Raw genomic sequence first — 24895 nt, 5'->3', positions numbered from 1 at the left:
GATTACAGCGCTCTTAGAATTCGGTTGAGCAACGGCCCCAACACCTTGAACGACGCCGGTGACACGATATCGACATGGGCACAATCCAGCTCATGTACCTGCAAGGCATCCACGTATTGCGACCAGGTCTGCTGCACGTCCATCCCTTCCTGCAATGTCTGACGTGCGACAAACAGCGTCGCCTGCCCTTTAAAGTTCGCCGTATGGGTCGCCGAAAGCAGGCGCACCGAATCGGCATAGTTGGCTTCGATATTGTCGAACATTGCCACACGGGTTTCACCCAATGCCGGATCAAGGGCATCCTCGGAGACCGCCAGGAACTGCTGACGTTCGCGTTGGACTTCTTTCAGCACGTTGTCATCCAACATCACGTCCCAGTTCTGCGTTTCCGGCGGATAGGTATCCAGCAGCCCAAGGAAGGCCACCTCTTCACCCCGCGCCTGCAATCTGGCGGCGATACCCTGCGCCAGCGTGCCGCCCAGTGAGTAACCGATAAAGTGGTACGGGCCCTGCGGCTGCACCTGCAATACCGTCTCCAGATGTGCATCGCAGACCTGATCCATATCCTCGCTCAGCGCCAGCGGACCCTCTGGCCGTGGTGACTGAATACCCACCAGCGACCAATGCTGATCGATATAGCGCGGCAGGACGCTGAACTGCCAGGAGAATCCGGAAGCCGGATGCAGACAGAACAACGTTGGGCCTTCGGTGGTACGTAACGGCAGTACGCTGTCAAAACCGGTCCGATCGGCCTCTTCCTGCGTGCGATCTTCCGCCAGCAGCTGCGCCAGCTGTTCCACGCGGGAAGCCACCATCACCTGCCCGACCGAAACCGCTTTACCCAGCTCACGGCGCAGCTCCGCCGCCAGACGCATCGCCAGCAGCGAGTGACCACCGAGGGCAAAGAAATCGTCGTCGGCAAACACGGTTTCACGCTGCAGCAGACGGGCGAACACCGCAGCAATCGCCGTTTCCAGCCCGGCTTCAGGCTCACGCCCTGCAGCTCTGACGCCGCTCTGCGGTTGCGGCAACGCCTTGCGATCCAGCTTGCCATTGGCACTCAGCGGCAAGGATTCCATCTCGACCAACGCCACCGGCACCATATGTGGCGGCAAACGATCGGCCAGTGCAGCTCGTAGCACGTCCAGATCGAGACGCACACCGGGTTGCGCCACCAGATAGCCCACCAGTTGACGGGCATCACCACCAGCCGGATCTGTCGGCGTATTATCCAGCACCAGCGCATGAGTCACCGCCTGCTTGATGCCCGGTAATGACAGCAACGCATGATCGATTTCACTCAGTTCTATACGTTGACCACGAATTTTTAGCTGATCGTCGCTGCGGCCTAGGTATTCCACCTCTCCCCCCGGTAACCAGCGTGCGACGTCACCCGTGCGATACATCCGCCCACCGTCACCTTCCGGATCGGCCACAAAGCGGCTGGCGGTCAGCTCTGGTCGGCCCAGATAGCCGTGCGCCAGCTGTACACCGGTGAGATACAAATCACCCGCAACACCCGGCGGTACCGGTCGCAAACGTGCGTCGAGAATGCGCAGACCGGTGTTCCATACCGGCAAACCAATGGGCACATTAGCCCCGGTGACGGCGGCCAGTGCCTCGCCCCAGGCCGGATGCCAGGTGACGTCTACCGCCGCTTCTGTCGGGCCGTACAGGTTATGCAACGGCACTCCGGTGCGGCTTTGCCACAGGCGGCACAGCTCGGCCGGCAAGGCTTCACCGCTGCAGAACACCTGCCGCAACGGCGCACAACACGCCACCGCCTGCCGAGTGTCCAATGCGCCGACAAAGGCCGCCAGCATCGAAGGCACAAAGTGCATGGTGGTAACCCGATACCGGTCAATCAGTTGCAGCAACTGTTCCGGATCGCGATGCGCCTCCGGCGGTGCCATCACCAACTGGGCACCCACCATCAACGGCCAGAAGAACTCCCACACCGAGACATCAAAACTGCAGGGGGTTTTCTGCAACACCACATCGCCCGCAGCCATCGGATACTGATGCTGCATCCACAGCAATCGGTTGACGATCGCCTGATGCCCCACCAGCACGCCTTTCGGCCGCCCGGTTGAGCCGGAGGTAAAGATGATGTAGGCCGGGTGATGCGGCGTTGGCCCACTGAGCACCACGTCCGCCGCGCTGTTTGCGGCCAGCGGTGCGGCATACAGCAAGATCTCACCCTGACCGGCAAAACGCGCCTGCTGGCTGGCTTCGGTGATAATCAGGCGTGGCGCGGCATCTTCCAGCATCATGCTGAGGCGTTCGTCAGGATAACCGGTGTCCAGCGGCAAATAAGCCGCCCCGGCCTCGACGATGGCCATTAACGCCAGCGACAAAAACACCGACCGTGGCAAGGCAACGGCGACGATATCGCCGGGCTGCACGCCCTGTGCCGTCAGTTGACGCGCTAACGCGGTAACCTGTTCACGGGTTTCGCGGTAGCTGAATTGGTATTGCGCATCGGCCAGTGCCGGGGCATCCGGGGTTTTCTGCGCCTGTTCCGCCAGTAGGCCGCAGAGGGTTTGCGGCGCCACCGGATGAACGGTGTCGTTAACCCGGGCCAACAATTGGCGATCCTGCACGGTGAGCAAATCGGCTTCACCGATCGGCATCTGCGGCTGTGCCGCAAACTGGCGCAGCAACAGCGGCAGGCGTTGCAGATGCGCCGCCAGCTCATCTGGCTGATAACGCTCGGCATTGGCCAGCAGATCAACCTTCAGCGTACCAGCCTCATCGAGGTACAACGCGATTTCCAGGTCACGCACCGGCCCGGAGGCCAGCTCATGGGTAATACCTTCGATATCACCGAAATCCAATTGGAAATCGAACATCTTAAAGTTGAAAACGGTGCCGTACAGCGGCTGGGCATCGCCAATCCGCCCCAGATCACGCTGCACCTGTTCCGCCTCGTAACGCTGATGACGACGGACGCTTTTCAGCTCTCGGCCGATATTGCCGGCGACTTCGCTCAGCGTAGCCTGAGGGTCGAGGTGCATTTCGATCGGCAATACGTTAATCACCGGCCCGTTGGCACACAGTGCCGCCGAGCCGGTACGGCGCATAAAGATAAAACCGGCGCTGAAGCTGGCGTGGCCGCTCAGGCGAGACACCCACAGCGCCACCAATGCCAGCGCCATATCTGCCACGCTGAACTGCTGCTGACCGGCGTTCACCAGTTGGCTAAAGTCCTGGCGGTCACACAGCTGTGATAACCGATGAATGCGGGTGGTCGGCGTTTGGCCGGCCAACGGCTGCGGACAGAGCGTGGCCGGGGTCGGTAACTGCTGCGCCTTGTTCAACCAAAAGGCTGCGTCGCGCTGACAGGTAGGCGACTGGGCGTAGCGTTGATATTCTTCAACCACTTCGCTGAAGGCGCTAAACGGCGTCGGGTCCGGCTGTTCATTACGTAACGTTCGGGTATAAATATGGGCAATTCTGCGGGCAATGGCGGTGAAACTGAAGCCATCGACCAAAATATGGTGATAACGCTGATACCAGAACCAGCGCTGATCCGACAGGCGGATCAACATATGGCGGTACAGCGCATTGCCGCTGCCGATGCGTAAATCACCGGACATATCCAGTTGCATCAAGGCGCGTGCTGCAACGGCTGCGTCAGGAGAATCACGCAGGTCAATAAACTCGACCGGCAGGATCGCCAGCGCCGGGTCATGCCACTGCATCGGCACCCCGTCACGTTCTGCAAAACGGAACTGCAGGGTATCCACTTCGGACAACCCCTGCGCGATCGCCTGTAGCAGACAATCCTGGTCCAGCGGGCCGTTCAGCTCAATATAGTGGGAAACCGCGTAAGCATTGGCATGCGGTGAAATTTGATCGGCAACCCAGATCCCGGGCTGCGCGGCGACCAACGGCAGCTCAGTGGCGAGCTGCTGTTCGGACGATAATAAAATGCTGTCTGACAAGGGACTGACTCCTGTTTTCGGGACTAATGCCATCACGCCTTACGCAGTGATGCGGGCCGCATATCCTGCCAATGTTGTTCCAGCCACAGCACGCACAGCGGCCGGGCCGCAGGGCCGAATACCGGCGTCCACCCCGCCGGTACTGCGCTGAAATCCGGCCACAGGCTGTATTGCCGTTGGTCATTCTGCACAATCAGGCAGATTTGTTGTTCGTCATCGAACGGGTTCAGAGTTTCCATCACGGACTCCTTGGACAGTGAAGGTTAGCTTGGCCGAGAGCGCAGGAACTTGATCCGCCCACAACGCCTGTAGCCCGTCGATCAGGCCACCACGCCAGCACAGATAATCATGCCCTCCGGCTACCACCCGGTATTGCACCCGATGTCCGGCGTCACGCAGCAATGCCGCCATTTGGTCGTTCACCCGGTGCGCTACTTTTTCGTGCACGCCGGCCTCCATAAACACCTTCAACTTACCCTTGCCGACGCCCTGCTCAACCTGATGCAGCAACCAGCCAGCATCGGCGGGTATCTCTTCACGCTGATACATATCGCGACGTGGCCACCAGAAGGAGCCAGACTGGCTGATAACGCCGCCGAAGCACTGTGGCCAGTGCAAGCCGGCATACAGCGATGACAGGCCGCCAAAACTCTGGCCGCACACTAACGTCGTGGCAGGATCACGGCTGTGAGGTGCCCATTCAGCCACCTGCGGCAGCAGTTCTTCTTGCACCGCCAGCCAGAAATCTTCATTGCAGGCCAGTTCCTGACTACGGTGTTTGAGGCTGATGATGTCGATCAGCAGATATACCGCTTCCGGCAGTTTGCCTTCGCGGGTCAACTGCATCAGCGGATCCCAGACAGGCATGTTGCTCGACCAGAATTGCCCGTCCAGCATTACCGCCAGCGGCCGTTGCGCCGGATTGCTGTCGCCGGTGGTGTAAACCCAGACGTTACGAGTATTACCCAGTCGCTCGCTGTGCCAACTGTGACGCTGCAGTCGCGCAGGCGGCGCTGGTGTACAGCGCCCACTGGCCACGGCGTAGCGATCAAAATCCTGCCAGGCCGGTTGTGACGGGGCTTCCGGCATATGCAGCCCGGACAGCACATTGCCGCCAACACCGGTCCATGAACGATGGGGATTAAGCAGATCCTGAGTCGCCCCGGCAAACACCTGATGCCACCAGTGACGGATCGAATGCATTTTGGCATGCGCGTCCTCACCACTGTGTTCCAGCGGTCGGTCGTCCATACAGGGGATGAAGCAGTAGCTGCCGCGCCAGTCCGCGCTCAGCTCGGTTTGCCAATACCAGACGTCGGTGCCTTCCAGTCGTTGCAGGCTCTGTGGCGGCGACGACTGATGGTGGTCGGTCAGGCAATTGATGTGGATCCAAACGCGTTGATAGGCTGAAGTGAGCTCACATCCCTGCGGATCACGCCATAAAAATGTGACCTTCCCTCGCCCATCCCCCAGCAACTCCACCAACGGCGTGCCGCGTTTGGCAATATTCAGCCACCATCCATGGCGCCCGGCGTGCTTGCTCGATAATAATCTGCTGCTTTCTGACTCGGATTTTGTTTTCAAAACGCCTATTCACTTTTTAGCTGGCAGCTTCAGGAAAGCCGGTAAATTCGCGGCGCGAGGCGCTGCCCAAGAAAACCGTAAATCGAATACTATTGATAATTATTTGCGTTTGCAATAGTGTGTGTAGGCCCGCAAACCGGGCAGGTATTCTTCAACAGGGATGGATACCGGGTTTTAGCGCTGAATCCAATGTCGGTATCGGTGTCGTCGCGTCTCGGCCGGCTGGATTTTTATTTCCGAAAACACAAAAACTACAACCGCCCTTCTCTCCGCCGGTGGCCTACAGCTTGGGTGCCCCGGGAAAGGCAGCAAGGTAGGAACACTCACATGAACCGCAAATTATCTCGTTATTCCTTAGCCACACTCATCGGGTTAGGATTAGGGGCGTCCGCCTTTGCGCACGCCGCACAGCAAATAGAAACCACCGCAGAAACAGACTCCGTCGCCAAAAACAAAAAACAACCCGCTGAAGAAACCATTGTTGTCACCGCCGCCAAGCAGAACCTGCAGGCCCCGGGCGTTTCTACCATCAGCGCCGACGAAATCAAAAAGCGCCCACCGGCGCGCGATATCAGCGAACTGATCCGCACCATGCCCGGCGTTAACCTGACCGGCAACTCCACCAGCGGCCAGCGCGGCAACAACCGCCAGATCGATATTCGCGGCATGGGTCCGGAAAATACCCTGATCCTGATCGACGGCAAACCCGCTACCAGCCGTAATTCGGTGCGCCAGGGTTGGCGTGGCGAACGTGATACCCGTGGCGATACCGCCTGGGTGCCACCAGAGATGATTGAACGCATCGAAGTGCTGCGTGGCCCGGCGGCAGCACGCTACGGCAACGGCGCCGCCGGCGGCGTCGTCAACATCATCACCAAGAAGAACACCAAAGAGCTGCACGGCTCGTTAAATGCCTACTTCAACGTCCCGCAGCACAAGCAAGAAGGCTCGACCAAACGTACCGACTTCAGCCTGTCCGGTCCGTTGACCGACGAGCTGAGCTTCCGCCTGTTCGGCGGCTACAGCAAAACCCAGGCCGATGCCTGGGATATCAACGAATCACACAAATCCGCGCGTGTGGGCGCTTATGCCAGCAGCACGCCCTCCGGACGTGAAGGCGTAGAAGACAAAAACATCGATGCCATGCTGCACTGGGACTTTGCTCACTTGCAGTCACTGGAGTTTGAGTATGCCTACGGTCGCCAGGGCAACCTGTATGCCGGGGATACCCAAAACACCAACTCCAACGCGCTGGTGCAAAGCAACTACGGCAAAGAGACTAACCGTATTTATCGCGAAACCTTTGGCCTCAACCACCGCGGTGCCTGGGATAACGGCGTCAGCACCAACAACTATATTCAGTTCGAACGCACGCGTAATACCCGTCTGAACGAAGGCCTGGCCGGCGGTACCGAAGGCATCTTCGATACCAAAAACCAGGGTTTCGGCACCACCAAGCTGGACGATTTCCTGGCGCACAGCGAAGTCAGCGTGCCCTTCGAGCTGGGCGTGACGCAAACCGCCACGGTCGGGACCGAGTGGAACCAACAGAAGATGAAGGACGGCTCCTCCACCAGCCAAACTCAGATGGGCGGCACCATTCCAGGCCAAGACACCGGCACCCGTAGCCCTTACGCCTCCGCACATATCTTCTCGCTGTTTGCCGAAGACAATATGGAGCTGACTGACAGTACCATGCTGACACCGGGCCTGCGTTACGACCTGCACTCCGAGGCCGGCAACAACTGGAGCCCGTCACTGAACCTGTCGCAGGAACTGGGCGACTTCTTCACCCTGAAGATGGGTATCGCCCGCGCCTATAAGGCACCTAACCTGTACCAGACCAACCAAAACTACTTGCTCTACAGCAAGGGGCAAGGTTGTTCGTCCAGCGACGTCAAAAATGGCTGTTACCTGCTGGGTAACGACGATCTGAAGGCGGAAACCAGCGTCAACAAAGAGATTGGTCTGGAGTTCCATAACGACGGCTGGTTGGCCGGCGTGACCTATTTCCGTAACGACTACCACAACAAAATTGAAGCGGGCAACTCCCGAATCGGCACCAGCAGCACCGGGACCGCCATTTACCAGTGGGAAAACGTGCCTAAAGCGGTAGTTCAGGGGTTGGAAGGGACGTTGAATGTACCGGTGAGCGAGACCGTTTCCTGGTCCAACAACGCCACCTATATGATTGAAAACAAAAATAAGACGACCGGTGATTACCTGTCGATTATTCCTGAATTCACCATCAACTCGACCCTGAGCTGGCAGGCAACCCAGGAGCTGTCGATGCAATCGACCCTGACCTGGTACGGCCGCCAGAAACCGAAGAAGTATAACTACCAGGGTAAGCCGGTTAGCGGCACCGAAACCAAGGAAGTCAGCCCTTACGCCGTGGTGGGTGCCAGCGCCACCTATGATGTGACCAAGAACATCAGCCTGACCGCCGGTATCGACAACCTGTTCGACAAACGCCAGTTCCGTGAAGGTAACTCGCAGAACGTGGGTGACCCAACCACCGGCGCGATTAACATCGCCGGTGCAGGGGCAGCCACCTATAACGAACCGGGCCGGACTTACTATATGAGCGTGAATACCCATTTCTAATGGTGGGATAAACCGGTCATGATTTCAGGGGCTGCCATGCAGCCCCTTTTTATTATTTCTCCAGCGAAACCTGTTTGAAGATGTGCTTACCAAAGGGATCAATCTCGTAGCCTTTCACTTCCTTGCGCACCGGTTCAAAAATGGTTGAGTGGGCAATCATCATTGCCGGCATTTGGTCATGCATCATCACCTGCGCCTGCTGATACATCGCCACCCGTTTGGCGTGGTCATTCTCTTCACGCGCCTGCGAAATCAGCTTATCAAAGGGTGGGTAGCACCACTTGGCCGAGTTCGAACCGCCATTGGCCGACACGCAGGTAAACAGTGGGCCGAAGAAGTTATCCGGGTCGCCGTTGGCGGTGGTCCAACCCATCAATGCCGCCTGATGTTCACCGTTTTTTATCCGCTGCAAATACTCGCCCCACTCGAAGGTGACAATCTTGGCCTTCACGCCGATCTTCGCCCAGTCGGCCTGGATCATCTCGGCCATACGTTTGGCATTCGGGTTATACGGCCGTTGTACCGGCATCGCCCACAGGTCAATAGCGAAGCCCTGGCCCAGCCCGGCCTCCTGCAACAACTGTTTGGCTTTTTCCGGTGAGTACGGATAGTCCTCAATTTTATCATTGCTGCCCCATTGGGTCGGCGGCAGCAGGTTCTTCGCCGGCTGCCCCGCCCCGTGGAACACTGCTTCGAGAATAGCCGGCTTGTTCACCGCCAGAGCCAACGCCTGCCGAACCTTGAGGTTATCCAACGGCTTTTTCTGGGTGTTGAACGCCAGGAAACCGATGTTCAGCCCGGATTTCTCCATCAACTGGATATTTTTGTCCTCACGCATGCGCGTCAGATCCGCCGGGTTGGGGAATGGCATCACCTGGCATTCATTCTTTTGCAGCTTGGCGAAGCGCACCGCCGCATCCGGGGTGATCGAGAACACCAAGCGGTCAATCTTCGGTTTGCCCTCCCAATACTGGTCGAACGCCTTGTAGAGGATCTTCGCATCCTTCTGGTACTGCACCAACTGGAAGGGGCCGGTACCGATAGGATCGTTATCCACCCGCTGCGGAGTGCCGGCTTTCAGCATCGCATCGGCATATTCGGCGGATAGAATAGTGGCGAAATACATGCCGAGATCGGCCACAAACGGTGCTTCGGCTCGCGAAAGCTCAAAACGCACGGTGTTGTCATCCACTTTGACAATCTGGTTGATCAGCGAACCAAACTCCATCGATTCGAAGTTGGTGTAAGCCCCGTTGGAGACCTTGTGATAAGGGTTATTGGCGTCTTTTTGCCGCATAAATGAGAAGATGACGTCGTCGGCATTAAAGTCGCGGGTGGGGGTAAAGTATTTGTTGCTCTGGAACTTCACGCCTTTACGCAGATGAAAGGTGTAATTCTTACCGTCTTCGCTCACCTGCCAGCTTTCCGCCAGGCTCGGTTGCAGCTCGACGGTGCCGGTTTTGAAATCCACCAGCCGGTTGTAAATGGTCGCCGAACTGGCATCGACCGTCGGACCGGAGGTAAACAGCTGCGGATTGAAACCTTCCGGCGAGCTTTCGGAACAATAAACCAGCGTACTGGCGCGCGCGCCGCCCATCACCGCCAGGGCCAATAATCCCAGCGTCATTGTTATCGCTTTTGCTTTTGATTTCTGATTCATCGTGCCATCCCCAGAGTAAAAAACAGACTCGAGGGATACCAATAAATCATGCAGTTAGGGATGTAAAGAACAAATTATGAGCATGAAAAACGGGGAATGCCAGAGGCGGCATTCCCCTTGGTTTAACGACTTGCTGAAATTAAATCATCTGGCTGAAGTTCATCTGCGCCATCAGTTTGTAGTTGTCGGCGTAATCCACCGGAATGGCCACCACGACCGGCCCCTGAATTTCCATCGCTTTACGCAGCATGGGCCGCAAGTCCTCCACCGACTGCACGGCAAACCCGACCGCACCGCAGGCCTCGGCATAGGCTTTAAAGTCGATAGGGCCGAATTCCACCCCGGATTTACGCTGGTATTTGTTCAGCTCCTGCATTTCCACCATGTTGTAGGCGTTATCCACCCAAATCACGTGCACGATGTTATTTTTCAGCCGTACCGCGGTCTCCAGCTCCATGCTCGACTGCATAAAACCGCCGTCGCCGGATATCGACACCACTTTGTCCCCCGGGCGCACCAACGCCGCACCGATAGCCCACGGCAACGCCACCCCCATGGTCTGTTGGCCGTTGGAAATCAGTAGCTGGCGCGCGCGGAAACTGTAAAGGTAACGTGCAATCCAAATATGGAAACTGCCCATGTCCACGCACAGCGTTACGTCGTCGCTGACAATGTCCTGCAGCTCTTTCACGATGCGCAACGGGTGGATCGGCATACCGCCGCGCCGTGCGGCACGTTCCGCCAATTCATTGCGCTGACGTCCCAGATCGCTGAGGATCAGTTCGACCTCCGCCGGTACGCTCACCACGCTGTTAAAGGCTTCGGTCATCATGTCGAGAGTCGCGCTGATATTGCCCACCAGCTCGACGTCCGGGCGATAGCAGGTGTCGATGTCCGCCGGCAGCACGTCGATATGCACCAGTTTCAATCGGCCCTGGCTGTTCCACATGCAGGGATCGTACTCGATCGGCCCGTAGCCGACGCTGACCACCAGATCGGCCTTCTGCAATAGCTGATCGGCGGGTTGGTTGTTGAACAACCCAACGCGCCCGGCAAAGCGCGCGAAGTGATTGACATCGATCACCCCGGCCGCCTGATAGGTGCCCACCACCGGCATATGAGTGCGATGCAGCAACTGACGCACTGCCTCGCTGTTTTCCGGGCGGCTGGCCTGCAGGCCTAACAGCAGCACCGGGCATTTCGCCTGCTGGATCAGTTTGACCGCTGCACGAATATCCTCGGCCGCTGCCGCCCCCATGCGCGGCAGTCGGCACCCCGCCAGCACCGGCGCACTGACCGGCTCATTGACGATGTCCATCGGCAGGCTGATGAACGATGCCCCCGGACGGCCAAACTCGGCGTGGCGGAAAGCATTGGCGATCACTTCCGAAATCGCCGAGCCGGCATGCACCTCGGCACAATACTTGGTCACCGGCCGGAACATGCTGACGGTGTCCATGCTCTGGTGGGTTTGCTTCTGGTTATCGGCACGTTTCACCGCCCCGCCAAACGCCACCACCGCATCCCCTTCCGAGGTGGCGGTCGCCAGCCCGGTGATCAGGTTGGAACTGCCTGGCCCGGAGGTCACCAGCGCCACCCCGGCCTTGCCGGTCAAACGCCCGACCGCCGCCGCCATAAACGCGGCGTTGGCTTCGTGACGCACCACCACCGTTTCTATTGAGGGGGCGTCCTCCAGCGAATCAAATACCCGATCAATCTTGGCTCCCGGGATACCGAATACGTAGTTAACACCCTGCGCTTCCAGATTTTTCACCACTAAATCTGCGCCGCATGCCCAGTTATGGTCTGTTTTTGCCTTGCTCATGGAATACCTCCTGAAAATTAACCCAAGACTGTCGCGGACTTAACCCTCGGCAGAACGAATTGCGCGGTCCAAATCCTCTGGACAGAGATCGGCGCGCAGAAAATCCGCATCATGCGGCAACTGAAGATCGAGACGGGTGATCACGCCAAACTGCAGGCGACCGTGGTCGAGTTGGTAATCCAGCACGTGGCCACCGCCGTTGCGATCCTCGGTGACAAAATGCTCGTGATAACCGGCCACGCCAACGCCCTGCATATAGTCAGGCGAGCGGAAACCGACCAGGGTGCCCTGGCAGTGATGAAAGGCAAAGGTTGGCTGCTCCTCTATCGCTTCCAGCATCGGGCGATAGGGGCGTTCCTGGCGTGGTACGGTGCGGGTTTCCACGTGGCTGAATTCGCCGTCAACGCGTACCGCGCAGAACAGATTGGGTGAAGCCACCTGTTCATCAATGCACTGGTGCAGTTGCGCCTTGGTGATCGGACGATCAAAATTTTGGGTAACGCTCGGTTGGAAAAAGGTGACAACGGCAAACGGGGTTTTCTGCTGCAGACTGGCCGGCCGCGCACTGCCGTCGGCGCGCAACTGGTGAATTTCCTTGTCGAAGGCGATCAGTTCGCCGTCAAGGTGATTGAAGGTGCCCAGGCCGAAGTTACCGTGCCGGAGCAATTCGGCAATAGTGACCTCCCCTTCGTAAACGCCGCTGATTAACGCGCTCATCAGCGAGATTTGGTAGATCTCGCCCTCCCCAACGCTCAGCGACTGCCTGGCAAACCCTTGCGCCAAATGCTGCGCGCAGGAACACCCTTGGTCTTCATTCATAAACTACTCCTCCACCAGCACGGAGTGGAATGCCCCGCGCGTTCAAAAATGCTCACCTGAAGGTGAACAAAGATGTCACCGGCGACGCGTTCAGTTGGAACGATTCAGCCAACGGTGACAAAAAAACCGGCACGGCTGGCCGGCAACACCCAATGTCAACAACGGTTTAGCTTCACTAATCATTGTTGTGAAACAGGGTGTCAAATTGAACGGTTAATCTGGTGTTGAAGCAGTTACCAATACCGCAGGCGCACGGTGGCGCCTGGGGAAAAAAAGTGATCTGAAGTTCTAAAAACCGCGTGACTTATGCATTCTTGCTCTGTGCGGTGAGCTAGCGGCACATTCTTATCCGCCGTAAGCACCAAAAAAGAGTAGCCGTATTGCGACGGACGGAGAACCAGGTATTCATAAGAAACGCTTTTGCATATAATGCAAAGATGAATGACGCCCGCTATGTTGAACATCTGCCGATATTTCTCGAGGTGGCCCTGTTGGGCAGCTTCTCCGCCGCTGCCCGCAAGCTGGGAATGGTGCCTTCTTCACTGGTGCGCCACGTTGATGCATTGGAAAGTGCCCTGGGCGCGACGCTGTTTATTCGCTCAACGCGCGGTCTGATGCTGACGGACGCCGGGGAAATGCTGCAGACGCGAGCCACCGCGCTGCTGACAGACATCAGCGATATCCGCGCCGAACTGACTTCGCTGAACGACAGGCCGCAAGGCACCTTGCGCATCAGTTGCCTGCCGACCTTTGGCAAAACCTATATTCTGCCGCTGTTGCCAACGCTGGCTGAACGCTATCCGCAGCTGTTTGTTGAGCTGGATTTGACTGAGCGTCAGACCGATCCGACCCAGGAACTGCTGGATGCCGCCATCCGCATCGGCGAGCAAAAAGACAGTGGGCTGTATGCCAGCCGGATAGCCACCCAGCGCTGGATGATGTGCGCCAGCCCTGATTATCTCGCCCGTTATGGCCGCCCGGCCGACCTGAATGCCTTGCCGGAACATCGGCTGATTGCCCGCTATCACAAGCAACAACCGGCCTGCTGGGCACAAATTCTCAGCGCTCCGTTGATGGATCGCTGCAACCTGGTATTGCGCTGCGATGACTTTACCGCTCAGCGCGAGGCGGCGCTGCTGGGACTGGGGATCACCTTTTTACCCAACTGGGTCGTCGGGCCGGATATTCAGGCCGGTCGGTTGCTGCCGCTGCTGGAAGATCCGCGGCAGGAGCAACAGGGGATTTATCTGCTGCGGCCGCTGGCGAAGGTGTCCACGCGGCTGAATCTGTTTATTACTCTGCTCAAGCAAAGTATCGGTCAACCACCGAGTTGGGAGTGAAGCGGTGAGACCTGGCCATACAACGCCGGGTTGTCACTTTCGTCTTTCAGCTCTATTCCGGTCAGGCGACGCTGGAAAGCCTGCTCCAGCAGCCATGCCAGTTTAAATGCCGCCTGCGGGTAATCCAGCCCTTCCGGACGCACGTTGGAAATGCAATTACGCTCCGACTCACGGCGCTGGGTGTTCGGCCCCCAGGTCAGGTAGATCCCCAGGCTGTCCGGCGAGGACAGGCCCGGCCGCTCGCCGATCAACATCGCCACCGCCCTGGCCCGCAAACATTCGCCAATATCATCCCCCAATGCCACTCGTGACTGATGCGCCAACACCACCGGTGCGACCGAGAGCCCCAATAGGTCGAGATAAGGCCGCAGCGCCTGCAACAACGGCAGCGCCTGACGATGTACCGCCTTGGAGGACAATCCGTCCGCCACCACCAGCAGTAAGTCGGCCGGCTTGTCCGACAGGCCCTGCAGCAGGCTGCGGCTGTCCGCGGCCAACCGACGCCCCAGATCCGGCCGGCTGAGATAAGCGGTACGATCGGCCGCCTGGCTGTGCACTGTTAAGGTTTGCCAGCCCTGATGCTGTAAAGCGCTGGCCAGCGTATCGCTGTCGAACGGCTGATGCACCGCATCACGCGCCTGCGCATGCGCCAGACCAAATTTAAGCAGTTCCTCGGTGGGCAGACTGGCGCCGGTGCGCCCCAGCGCAATGCGCGCATCGGTAAAGGCACGCAGCGCATCCCAACTATTAACGTGGACCGGCTTGCTCATGGTTGCTCTCCCTGTAACGCCAGCAACAACGGGTGATTAGCGGCGGTGTCGCGCAACCGGCCCAGATCGTCGGTGATATGCATTCTCGTCAGCCAGTCGGCAAACTCCGGTGCATGCTTCAGCCCCAGCAGTTCGCGGATATACAGCGCGTCGTGGAATGAGGTGCTTTGGTAATTAAGCATGATGTCATCTGCCCCCGGAACGCCAATCAGGAAAGTCAGTCCGGCGGTGGCCAACAGCGTCAACAGCGTATCCATATCGTCCTGATCTGCCTCCGCGTGATTGGTGTAACACACGTCGCAACCCAGCGGCAGACCGAGCAATTTCCCGCAGAAATGATCTTCCAGACCGGCGCGGATAATCTGTTTGCCGTCGTACAGGTACTCCGGCCCGATAAAACCGACCACGGTGTTGATCAGCAATGGCGAGAAATGTCGCGCTACCGCATAGGCGCGTGCCTCACAGGTTTGCTGATCAACGCCGTGGTGCGCATTGGACGACAAACAACTGCCCTGCCCGGTTTCGAAGTACATGACGTTATGACCCAGAGTGCCACGATTGAGGCTCAGCGCTGCCTGCTGCGCCTCCGCCAGCAGGGCCAGATTTATGCCAAAACCGCTGTTGGCCGCCTCAGTACCGGTGATCGACTGGAACACCAAATCCACCGGCGCGCCACGCTCGATCAGGCGCAGCGTATTGGTGACGTGCGTCAACACACAGGATTGGGTAGGAATGGCGAAACGCTGGATCACGTCGTCCAGCATATAATTGAGTTTCTCCAGCAGCGGCAGGCTGTCGCTGGCCGGGTTGATGCCCACCACCGCATCACCACTGCCATACAGCAGGCCATCAAGCATGCTGGCCGCAATGCCCTGCAGACTGTCGGTAGGATGGTTCGGCTGCAGTCGCACGCTGAGGTGGCCCGGCAAACCAATGGTGTTGCGAAAACGGGTTATCACCCGGCATTTTTTGGCCACCAGGATCAGATCCTGATTGCGCATCAATTTACTCACTGCCGCCGCCATTTCCGGTGTAATGCCGGCGGCCACCTGCGCCAACATAGCGCTGTCCGCCTGCTCACTCAGCAACCAGTCACGAAAGTCCCCCACCGTCAGGTGCGAAATCGGCGCAAAGGCCAACGCATCGTGGCTATCGATAATCAGCCGCGTGACCTCGTCCTGTTCATACGGCACCAGCAACTGCTGAAGGAAAGTTTTCAGCGGTACCTCTGCCAATGCGATGCGCGCCGCCATGCGTTCCTCCGCGCTGTCCGCCGCCACTTCCGCCAGATAGTCACCGGAACGGGCCGGTGACGCCTTGGCCATCAACTGACGTAAATCACTGAAACGGTAGCTGCGCCGGCTAAGCGTTGCCTGATACATAGTGTCCCCTGTTCGGCCCTGAATAGTCATCTGAAGCTGCAAACCCTGTACCAAGTGTAGTCAGTCGGCCAGCGAATATATTCGCCCGCTGTTTCGCCCACGGGCGCTTCAGGTTACAGTAGCCGCAACAAAGGAGAGGTAATGACCCGGCAACAGCAAATTATCCAGTGGTTACAGCAAGATAATGAAAGAATGGCGGCATTGCGCACGGCCCGCCGGCTCGGTCTGAATGACTGGTGCCTGGGAGCCGGTTTTGTGCGTAATCTGGTGTGGGATCGGCTGCACGGTTACACCACGTCAACGCCGCTCAACGACATCGACGTGATCCATTTTGATCCACAACGCCCGGAAGCGGAGCGTGACCAAATGCTGGAAACGCGACTGCAAGAGTGGTTAGCACAGCCGTGGTCGGTGAAAAACCAGGCGCGTATGCACCTGCGCAGCGGCCGGGCCCCCTATCTTAACAGCGAAGATGCCATCAGCTATTGGACCGAGCGGGAAACCGCGGTGGGCGCACGCCTGAACGCTGACGACAGCATCCAACTGGTCGCGCCATTCGGCCTCGACGGGTTGTTCGATGACACCATCACCTTCAATGTCAAAAATGGCGACCTCAATGCTTATGAACAACGGGTAACCAGCAAAGGCTGGTTGCAACACTGGCCACGCCTGCGGCAAATCCGCGGGTAAAGTTTTTCCCCGCGCAGCCGATACCCTGAGCAGCAGAATCAAACTCAGGGAGAGTATTATGTCGACCAGCATTACCATGATTGTCCCGGTGAAAAATACCGTACCCGACATCAGCAAGGTTTTTAGCGCCCCCGGTAACGAAGGCCAGTTGCTGATGGCCAAACCGGTCAACCAGCAGCCGGAAGGCGGCAAAATGAAAGAAACCAAGGAGGCGGGCGGTAACGATCAGGTAAAAGTGGCCGACAGCAGCGCTTCTGCACGGATCAAATCGCTGAACAAACAAATCCAGGATCTGCAACAAAAGCTGGTAGATCTGAAAGACTCGGATGGTGATCCTAAAGAGATCGAAAAACAGAGACAGCTGATCCAGGCGCAGATCAAAATGCTGCAGGCCGAAATCGCGCGGATTCAGAAAGAAGAGATGGAAAAACAGCAGGCAGAGCAAATGGCCAAAGCTGCCGATAGTATCGCGCCAGCCAAAGGCGACGGCATCAACCGCCCAACCGCGCTTAACGCCGTGGATGTGTATATTTAACTCAGTAATCTGCCTGCCGTTGGCGCTGCTGTTGCAACAGCGCCGCCTGCTGTCCCACCACCTGCCAGATGACCTCTGCCGCCGGTGTCAGCGAGCGGTTTTTACGCCGCACCAGCATCAGCGCGCGGTTGATTTCCGGCACCAGCCGCCGAACCTTCAGCTGGCCCCCTTCCGGCAAGGGTAATGCCAACGCCGGAAAAATACTGATGCCGATACCCGCCGCCACCATCGGGAACAGCGTGGCCGGGTGGCCAATCTCCTGCACCACCGTCGCTTCCACCCCTTGTTGGCTCAGGGCACTGTCAATCAACGGTCGGCTGCCGGAGGCATAATCCTGCAACACCAAACGACTGCCGTTCAGCGCCGACCAGTGCACTTCAGGCAGCTCGGCAAACGGATGATCGTTACGGCACAACAACAGGAAAGGTTCATACAGGATCGGTTCGCAGTCCAGATCCAGCGCCTGCACCGGATCGACCACGATGCCAAAATCGACCTCGGCGTTACGAATACTGTGCAGCACCTGCTGTTGCGCCTGGTCACGTAACATGATGCGGATGTCAGGATACTGCTTTTCCCCTGCGGCGATACACTGTGGCATCAGGTGCGCAGAGATGGTCTGACTCGATGCCACCCGCACCGTACCACTGCGTAGCACGCCAAAGCTGCGCGCATCCAGCAATGACGACTGTAATTCATCCAGCAATCGTTCAACGCGGTTGGCCAGCCGCTGTCCGGCGTCGGTCAGCAGCACTTCGCGGGTCGTACGATCGAGCAGGCGCACGCCGATTTCCGCCTCCAGCTCTTTTACGCTGTGACTGACCGCCGACTGGGTCAGGCCAATCGCCTCACCGGCCCGGCTGAAGCTGCGGTGCCGGGCAATGGCGACAAAAACCCTGAGCTGTTTAATCGAGTAATTCATGTTTTTTATTCATAAATGAATTAAATAAATCAATTTAATTATTATATGTCGTCGCGCGACAATGGGTGCATTGATTTTTCTTCGAGTACGCCGCCATGAGATTTTTGCCCGATCGCTTTACCCTGACGCTGATCGCCACCGTGCTGCTGGCTTCGTTCCTGCCGGCGCGCGGCGAGTTCGTCGGCTGGCTGAACGCGTTGACCATCGCCGCCATCGCCCTGCTGTTCTTTATGCACGGTGCCAAGCTGTCTCGCGAAGCCATTCTGGCCGGCAGCAACAACTGGCGGCTGCACCTGTGGGTGATGTTCAGCACCTTTATTATTTTCCCGACGCTCGGCGTGCTGTTTAAATGGTGGTCGCCGGTCAACGTCAGCCCCGAGCTGTATTCCGGTTTTATCTACCTGTGCATTCTGCCTGCTACCGTGCAATCGGCCATCGCCTTTACCTCACTGGCGGGCGGCAACGTGGCTGCGGCGGTGTGCAGCGCGTCTGCCTCAAGCCTGCTGGGGATCTTCGTCTCACCATTGCTGGTCGGGCTGTTGATGAACGTACACGGAGAAACCGGCAGCCTGCAACAAGTGGGCTCCATCGTGCTGCAACTGCTGGTGCCATTTGTTGCCGGTCATCTGTCACGGCCGTTGATCGGCAAATGGATTGAACGCAACCGCAAGCTGATCGGCAAAACTGACCAGACCTCGATTCTGCTGGTGGTATATGCCGCCTTCAGCGAGGCGGTAACGCACGGCATCTGGCATCAGGTGGGGTTGGGTTCACTGGTGTTTATTGTGGTGGGCAGCCTGGTGCTGTTGACCATTGTGCTGGTGGTAAATACTTACATGGCACGCTGGCTGGGCTTTAGTAAAGCCGACGAAATTACCATTGTGTTCTGCGGCTCGAAGAAAAGCCTGGCGAATGGTATCCCGATGGCCAACATCCTGTTCCCGGCCGCGACCGTGGGGATTATGGTGCTGCCGTTGATGGTGTTTCATCAGGTGCAGTTGATGACCTGTGCGGTATTGGCTCGGCGTTATCAGAAGAAACAGCAGGAAAAGCAGGCGGTGCTAAACGCAGAAGCAGAAACCGTACGGGGATAATAAAATGGGCGCGGCACAGATACCGCGCCCGGTAACTCAAGTTTTCTTCAGTGGCTTGACCAGGTGGTCGAGCCCTTCGATTTTAATCGCCAAGGTCATTTCCATCAGCATACCGAGTTTCCCCTGGGGGAACTCCCCTTTGCGGGCAAACCACAGCAGGTATTCTTCCGGCAGGTCAATCAGCACCCGCCCCTGATACTTGCCGAACGGCATCAGGGTGTTGGCGATTTCGATCAGATTCTCTTTTTCCATCAGACCCCCAACAGGCGGATCATTTCCGCTTCGTCGATGACCGCGATGCCCAGCTCCTGCGCCTTCACCAGCTTGGATCCCGCCGCTTCACCGGCAATCACCAGATCGGTTTTCTTCGATACGCTGCCGCTGACCTTGGCGCCCAGCGCCGTCAGGCGATCTTTGGCCTCGTCGCGGGAAAGCTGGCTCAACGAGCCGGTCAGCACCACGGTTTTACCGGCAAACGGGCTGTCGATCTCTTCCGCCACTATCACCACCGGTGCCGGCCAGTTAATGCCGATTTCGTCGCTGACCAGTTCCTGGATTACCTGCTGATTAAGTTCTTCGTCGAGGAAATGACGCGTGTGCTTCGCCACCACCTCGCCCACTTCCGGCACCTGTTTCAGTGCTTCAATATCAGCAGACATCAGCTTATCCAGCGAACCGAAATGTGCCGCCAGATTGGCCGCCGTGGCTTCGCCGACTTCGCGGATACCCAGCGCGTACAGGAAACGGGCAAAAGTGGTCTGTTTGGATTTTTCCAGCGCGTTAACCAGATTCTGCGCCGACTTCGGCCCCATGCGATCCAGCCCGGTCAGTATACCGGCGGACAGACGGAACAGATCGGCCGGATTCTTCACGTACTCTTTTTCGACCAGTTGCTCGATGATCTTGTCGCCCATGCCGTCGACATCCAATGCCCGACGGGAAACAAAGTGCTTCAGCGCTTCTTTACGTTGTGCAGCGCAGATCAACCCGCCGGTGCAACGTGCCACCGCTTCGCCTTCCACTCTCTCAACGTCGGAACCGCATACCGGACAATGCTGTGGGAATACGATTTCACGCGCATCCGCCGGACGGCGTTCGGTCATCACTCCCACCACCTGCGGGATCACATCACCGGCACGGCGTACAATCACCGTATCACCGATACGCAAGCCCAAACGTTCAATTTCGTCGGCGTTATGCAGCGTGGCGTTGCTGACGATCACCCCGGCCACCAGCACCGGTTCCAGTCTCGCCACCGGCGTAATGGCACCGGTACGGCCAACCTGGAATTCCACCTCACGCACTAGCGTGATCTGCTCCTGCGCCGGGAATTTGAATGCCGTCGCCCAACGCGGTGCACGCGCCACAAAGCCGAGCGTTTCCTGCAGGTCGATATCGTCGATTTTCACTACCACGCCGTCGATATCAAACCCGAGTTGTGCGCGGTCCTGTTCTACCTGGCGGTAGAATGCCAGGACTTCGTCGCTGCCGGTACAACGTTTGGCGCGATCGCTGACCGGCAACCCCCAATCTTTGAATTGCATCAGGCGCTGCCAGTGACTGCGCGGCAACTCGCCGCCTTCCAGCAGGCCAACGCCATAGCAGAAGAAAGTCAGCGGGCGTTTGGCGGTAATACGTGGGTCAAGCTGACGGATCGATCCGGCGGCAGCATTACGCGGGTTGGCGAAAATTTTACCGTCCTTGCGACGCGCCTCTTCGTTCATCTGCTCGAAACCGGCCTGCGGCATAAACACTTCGCCACGCACTTCCACCCGACGCGGGATATTGTCACCGGTCAGTCGCAGCGGAATGGCGCGGATAGTACGCACATTAGAAGTAATATTTTCACCGGTGGTGCCGTCGCCGCGCGTAGCCGCGCGAACCAGTTCGCCCTCTTCGTAAAGCAGGCTGACCGCCAGACCGTCCAGCTTCAGTTCGCAGCAGAAGGTCAGCGGATCGCTGCTCTTCAGGCGATCCTGCACTCGCTTATAGAACGCCAGGAAGCTTTCTTCGTCGAAGACGTTGTCCAGCGACAGCATCGGCACTTCATGACGCACCTGATCGAACGCCGCCAGCGGGGCGGCGCCCACACGCTGAGTCGGCGAATCTGCGGTGATCAGCTCCGGGTGTGCGCTTTCCAGTGCACGCAGTTCCCCCATCAGGCGATCGTATTCCGCATCCGGCACTTCCGGCGCGTCCAGAACATGATATTGATATTCATGATGGCGCAGTGAGGTTCGTAGTTGATTGATTTGTTGGATTATCGATTCCATGGCTCACCATCAAAGATAAAAAACCCCCGGCAAGCGGGGGCTTTGTTGTTACGGATGTTCAGTGCGCGTGGCCGTCGATCAGGCGTTGTTTTCCAACACTTCACGAAGGCGCGCTTTGTAGGTTTCCAGCTTTTGCGGGGTCATCATGCGGCGCTCATCGTCCAGCACCACACCACCCACATCGTCGGCGATCCGCTGTGCCGACTGCAGCATCAGCTTGAAGTTCTGATTAGCGTCGCCATAAGACGGCACCATCATAAACATCGACACGCCCGGCGTAGAGAAATCGGACATCATCTCAGGATCGAAGGACCCCGGCTTAACCATATTCGCCAGGCTGAACAGCACAGGACCGCTGCCCGCAGGACTGATATGGCGATGGAAGATACCCATTTCACCAAACTGGAAGCCCGCCTGCAGTACGCTCTGCAGCAAAATTTCGCCGCCGATCACGCCACCCTGATGTGCGGTAACGTGCAGCACCAGTACGGTTTCTTTCAGTTTAGCCTTGATGGCAGCAGGCGCTGGCTGAGGCTCGTGTGCCACGGCTGGCTTCACTTCCGGCTGCGGCTGATGAGCAGGTTCGGCGTGGAATGCCGGCTCTGCTACTGGTGCCACAGGCGGGAGATCGTCAACGCGCGGTTCACGGCGTGGCGCAGGCTGCTGCGGCTCGTCGTCTTCGTCCTGCGCGTAGTTGTCCAACAGGATGTCATCATAATCCGGCCGCTGAGACAGCGGTGGCGGAGCCTGATGAGCAGCAGGTTGAACGGCACGCGGTGCTGGCTCAGCCGCCGGAGCAGGCTTGGGCGCAACCACGGGTTCTTCGCGAGCGGCATCAAAATGACCAAAGGACGGCTCATCTTCCGGGTGAGCGGAGCGCACACGCACCTCTCCCACACCTTCATCGAGTTCGTCGATCGGGGATTGTTCACGTTCCTTTTTGGAACGTTTGGCTGGGCGATCGCGAAAAAGCGATGAGCGTTCCTTACGACTGGTCCAAAGACCGTGCAATAACAACGCTATTATGGCGATCGCGCCAACAACGATTAATATCAGACGCAAATCCTGCATCATTGCTATCTCTGTTGTTCCAATACATTGCCACCGCGGCAAACATTCACTCTTTAACTCTATTTGCCCGAGCACACAAGTGCAAGTCCGTGCTGAACTTTATGCCAATAAAGATGATTACACTGCCTTTTTTTGCTGTTTTTTCAGCCAATGTCACCCTAGCCAGTAGAAAATCATCCCGATATGATAGCTAAGCCTGTTCAGACAAAGAGATAACTTAAGATATGTCCTATACGCAGTCACCTTCTCACTCCACCAACGGCCTTCATTATTTTGCCGAAGGCTGGCGCCTGATTTCGCGCCCGGGGATTAAACGCTATGTCGTATTACCGTTACTGGTCAACGTACTGCTGATGGGCTCCGCCTTCTGGTGGTTGTTCAGCCAGCTAGGGGATTGGATCCCCAGCATGATGAGCCATGTCCCCACCTGGCTGCAGTGGCTTAGCTATTTGCTGTGGCCGCTGGCGGTTATTTCCGTCTTGCTGGTGTTCAGCTATCTGTTCAGCACCATCACCAACCTGATTGCCGCCCCGTTTTGCGGCCTGCTGGCCGAACACCTGGAGGGTAGCCTGACCGGCAAACCGCTGCCGGACACCGGCATCTTCGGCATTGTGAAAGATTTGCCGCGCATCATGGCGCGCGAATGGCGCAAGCTGGCCTACTACCTGCCACGCGCACTGCTGCTGCTGATACTCTATTTCATTCCGGGCATTGGCCAGACGGTGGCGCCGGTGCTGTGGTTCCTGTTCAGCGCCTGGATGCTGGCGATCCAGTATTGCGACTACCCGTTCGACAACCATAAGGTGAGCTTCGCCGATATGCGCCGCGCACTGCGCCAGCATAAAACCGATAACCTGCAGTTTGGCGCGATGGTCAGCCTGTTCACCATGATCCCCATCCTTAATCTGGTGATCCTGCCGGTCGCGGTTTGTGGTGCTACTGCAATGTGGGTCGATCGTTACCGCCCACAATTCGTTCGTTCCTGAGCCGTTTTACTGACCGTTTCACGATTAATTCTTCGACAGGGCGCGCAATTTGCGCCCTTATCCTTGTGCTTAAAACTTATTTCCTAATAACATATAGATATACCAATTCTTTACTTCCCTGCCGGTACTGTTAGCGTATGCTTTCGACGTTCCCCACATTTTCATAGAGTTAAAGGACGGGCTATGAGCAAGATATATGAAGACAACTCATTAACAATCGGCCATACGCCGCTGGTTCGTCTGAACCGTATCGGCAACGGACGCATTCTGGCCAAGGTTGAATCACGCAACCCCAGCTTCAGCGTTAAATGCCGCATCGGTGCCAATATGATTTGGGACGCAGAAAAACGCGGCGTACTGGTTGCCGGCAAAGAACTGGTGGAGCCGACCAGCGGCAACACCGGCATCGCACTGGCGTTCGTCGCCGCAGCGCGCGGCTATAAGCTGACGCTGACCATGCCGGAAACCATGAGCATCGAACGCCGCAAGCTGCTGAAAGCGTTGGGCGCCAATCTGGTGCTGACCGAAGGCGCTAAAGGCATGAAAGGCGCGATCGCCAAGGCGGAAGAAATTGTCGCTACCGATCCCAACCGCTACCTCATCCTGCAGCAGTTCAGCAATCCGGCTAACCCGGCGATTCATGAACAAACCACCGGCCCGGAAATCTGGGACGACACCGATGGCGAAGTCGACGTTTTCATCTCCGGCGTCGGTACCGGCGGTACGCTGACCGGTGTCAGCCGCTATATCAAGAACACCAAAGGCAAGGCGATTACCACCGTGGCGGTGGAGCCTACTGACTCCCCGGTGATCACCCAGGCGCTGGCCGGTGAAGAAATCAAACCGGGCCCGCACAAAATTCAGGGCATCGGCGCCGGCTTTATCCCCGGCAACCTGGATCTCGATCTGGTCGACCGCGTTGAACAAGTCACCAACGACGAAGCCATCAACATGGCGCGCCGTCTGATGGACGAAGAAGGCATTCTGGCGGGTATTTCCTCCGGTGCAGCAGTGGTTGCAGCGGTGAAACTGGCTGAAGAACCCGAATTCGCCGACAAGACCATCGTGGTGATTTTGCCGTCCTCCGGTGAACGCTATTTAAGCACCGCTTTGTTCGCCGATTTGTTCACCGAACAAGAATTACAACAGTAGTGCCAGCCGCGCACTAATCGCTAAAAAAGCACCTTTCGGGGTGCTTTTTTGTGGACTGGATCAAAGTTTATAGCAGTCAAAGATTGATTTTACCCGCCAGCTTTAGTATTTAACGGTGCATTATTTCGATGCGCGAAATTAATCACCCTTCATTTCTGGTTTAAGCTGAATCGATTTACTTATTTGTCGCCAAGGCGTTAAACACGGCATAATGGAGAGCGGATTAAAACGACGACGG

General features: G+C 57.5%; 19 protein-coding genes. 7 read left to right on the top strand and 12 right to left on the bottom strand.

All coding sequences use genetic code 11. The features are described from left to right. Positions 1-2: 2 nt before the first annotated feature. From OC597_RS16715 to fes, 3 genes are read right to left on the bottom strand one after another with little or no spacing between them, the layout of a single operon-like run. On the bottom strand, positions 3-3947 hold the full coding sequence (locus OC597_RS16715; protein WP_262209651.1) for an enterobactin synthase subunit F: 3945 nt from the start codon (positions 3945-3947) through the stop codon (positions 3-5). Between the two features lie 32 nt (positions 3948-3979). Further along, complete coding sequence (locus OC597_RS16710; RefSeq protein ID WP_219016728.1) at positions 3980-4186, bottom strand: MbtH family protein; 207 nt, start codon at positions 4184-4186, stop codon at positions 3980-3982. Continuing rightward, positions 4161-5531, bottom strand: a complete 1371-nt coding sequence (gene fes / locus OC597_RS16705) for an enterochelin esterase (RefSeq protein ID WP_261258410.1) — start codon at positions 5529-5531, stop codon at positions 4161-4163. Before fes ends, OC597_RS16710 begins: the two co-directional genes overlap by 26 nt. Positions 5532-5858: 327 nt before the next feature. Between fes and OC597_RS16700 the strand changes: the two genes are divergently transcribed. Continuing rightward, entirely contained in the window at positions 5859-8138 is a 2280-nt protein-coding gene (locus tag OC597_RS16700) for a TonB-dependent siderophore receptor (RefSeq protein WP_262209647.1), read from the top strand. A 52-nt stretch (positions 8139-8190) separates the two neighbouring features. Here the strand turns inward: OC597_RS16700 and OC597_RS16695 are convergent, their stop codons facing one another. The 3 genes from OC597_RS16695 to budA all read right to left on the bottom strand — a co-directional run bounded on the left by OC597_RS16695 (position 8191) and on the right by budA (position 12442). After that, positions 8191-9798: an ABC transporter substrate-binding protein gene (locus OC597_RS16695; RefSeq protein ID WP_261258413.1), complete on the bottom strand. Its 1608-nt coding sequence runs from the start codon at positions 9796-9798 to the stop codon at positions 8191-8193. 139 nt (positions 9799-9937) lie between these two features. Then, positions 9938-11623, bottom strand: coding sequence for an acetolactate synthase AlsS (alsS, locus tag OC597_RS16690; RefSeq protein WP_261258415.1), 1686 nt, complete (start codon positions 11621-11623; stop codon positions 9938-9940). Between the two features lie 39 nt (positions 11624-11662). Continuing rightward, positions 11663-12442 carry an acetolactate decarboxylase gene (gene budA, locus OC597_RS16685; protein ID WP_262209645.1) on the bottom strand — a complete coding sequence of 260 codons (780 nt, stop codon included), beginning with the start codon at positions 12440-12442 and terminating at the stop codon, positions 11663-11665. Between the two features lie 437 nt (positions 12443-12879). Between budA and OC597_RS16680 the strand changes: the two genes are divergently transcribed. Beyond that, positions 12880-13782 carry a LysR family transcriptional regulator gene (locus OC597_RS16680; protein ID WP_261258419.1) on the top strand — a complete coding sequence of 301 codons (903 nt, stop codon included), beginning with the start codon at positions 12880-12882 and terminating at the stop codon, positions 13780-13782. Here the strand turns inward: OC597_RS16680 and eutC are convergent. Together eutC and OC597_RS16670 are read right to left on the bottom strand one after the other, a co-directional pair. After that, positions 13761-14552 (bottom strand): ethanolamine ammonia-lyase subunit EutC, encoded by a 792-nt coding sequence (gene eutC / locus OC597_RS16675; RefSeq protein ID WP_099063649.1) that lies wholly within the window; start codon positions 14550-14552, stop codon positions 13761-13763. The two genes, OC597_RS16680 and eutC, sit on opposite strands and share 22 nt — an antisense overlap. Then, positions 14549-15934 (bottom strand): ethanolamine ammonia-lyase subunit EutB, encoded by a 1386-nt coding sequence (locus OC597_RS16670; protein ID WP_262209643.1) that lies wholly within the window; start codon positions 15932-15934, stop codon positions 14549-14551. Before OC597_RS16670 ends, eutC begins: the two co-directional genes overlap by 4 nt. Before the next feature lie 141 nt (positions 15935-16075). Between OC597_RS16670 and OC597_RS16665 the strand changes: the two genes are divergently transcribed. Continuing rightward, positions 16076-16624: a nucleotidyltransferase family protein gene (locus OC597_RS16665; RefSeq protein ID WP_261258424.1), complete on the top strand. Its 549-nt coding sequence runs from the start codon at positions 16076-16078 to the stop codon at positions 16622-16624. Positions 16625-16682: 58 nt separating this feature from the next. Next, the gene (locus tag OC597_RS16660) at positions 16683-17159 is read left to right on the top strand and encodes a FlxA-like family protein (protein ID WP_261462062.1); all 477 of its coding nucleotides are present in this window, start codon (positions 16683-16685) and stop codon (positions 17157-17159) included. A 1-nt stretch (position 17160) separates the two neighbouring features. Here OC597_RS16660 and OC597_RS16655 read toward each other — a convergent pair whose 3' ends face one another. After that, on the bottom strand, positions 17161-18081 hold the full coding sequence (locus OC597_RS16655) for a LysR family transcriptional regulator (protein ID WP_262209640.1): 921 nt from the start codon (positions 18079-18081) through the stop codon (positions 17161-17163). A gap of 95 nt (positions 18082-18176) precedes the next feature. Between OC597_RS16655 and OC597_RS16650 the strand changes: the two genes are divergently transcribed. Continuing rightward, the gene (locus OC597_RS16650; RefSeq protein ID WP_261258432.1) at positions 18177-19175 is read left to right on the top strand and encodes a bile acid:sodium symporter family protein; all 999 of its coding nucleotides are present in this window, start codon (positions 18177-18179) and stop codon (positions 19173-19175) included. A gap of 36 nt (positions 19176-19211) precedes the next feature. Here the strand turns inward: OC597_RS16650 and OC597_RS16645 are convergent, their stop codons facing one another. The 3 genes from OC597_RS16645 to zipA form a co-directional block, all read right to left on the bottom strand. Beyond that, a complete protein-coding gene (locus tag OC597_RS16645; RefSeq protein ID WP_085118008.1) occupies positions 19212-19427 on the bottom strand; it encodes a DUF3820 family protein in 216 nt (71 codons plus the stop codon). Beyond that, a complete protein-coding gene (ligA, locus tag OC597_RS16640; protein ID WP_261285090.1) occupies positions 19427-21448 on the bottom strand; it encodes an NAD-dependent DNA ligase LigA in 2022 nt (673 codons plus the stop codon). Before ligA ends, OC597_RS16645 begins: the two co-directional genes overlap by 1 nt. Positions 21449-21526: 78 nt before the next feature. Beyond that, on the bottom strand, positions 21527-22522 hold the full coding sequence (zipA, locus tag OC597_RS16635) for a cell division protein ZipA (RefSeq protein ID WP_112348740.1): 996 nt from the start codon (positions 22520-22522) through the stop codon (positions 21527-21529). A 221-nt stretch (positions 22523-22743) separates the two neighbouring features. Between zipA and cysZ the strand changes: the two genes are divergently transcribed. Next, positions 22744-23505, top strand: a complete 762-nt coding sequence (gene cysZ / locus OC597_RS16630) for a sulfate transporter CysZ (protein WP_099063640.1) — start codon at positions 22744-22746, stop codon at positions 23503-23505. A gap of 183 nt (positions 23506-23688) precedes the next feature. Then, entirely contained in the window at positions 23689-24657 is a 969-nt protein-coding gene (gene cysK / locus OC597_RS16625) for a cysteine synthase A (protein ID WP_262209636.1), read from the top strand. Positions 24658-24895: the final 238 nt, after the last annotated feature.

This window comes from Serratia proteamaculans, from assembly GCF_946227095.1.
GTDB classification, from domain to species: Bacteria; Pseudomonadota; Gammaproteobacteria; order Enterobacterales; family Enterobacteriaceae; genus Serratia; species Serratia proteamaculans_E.
Note: the sequence above shows the minus strand (reverse complement) of the source record. Positions and strands in the feature narration are given on the sequence as shown.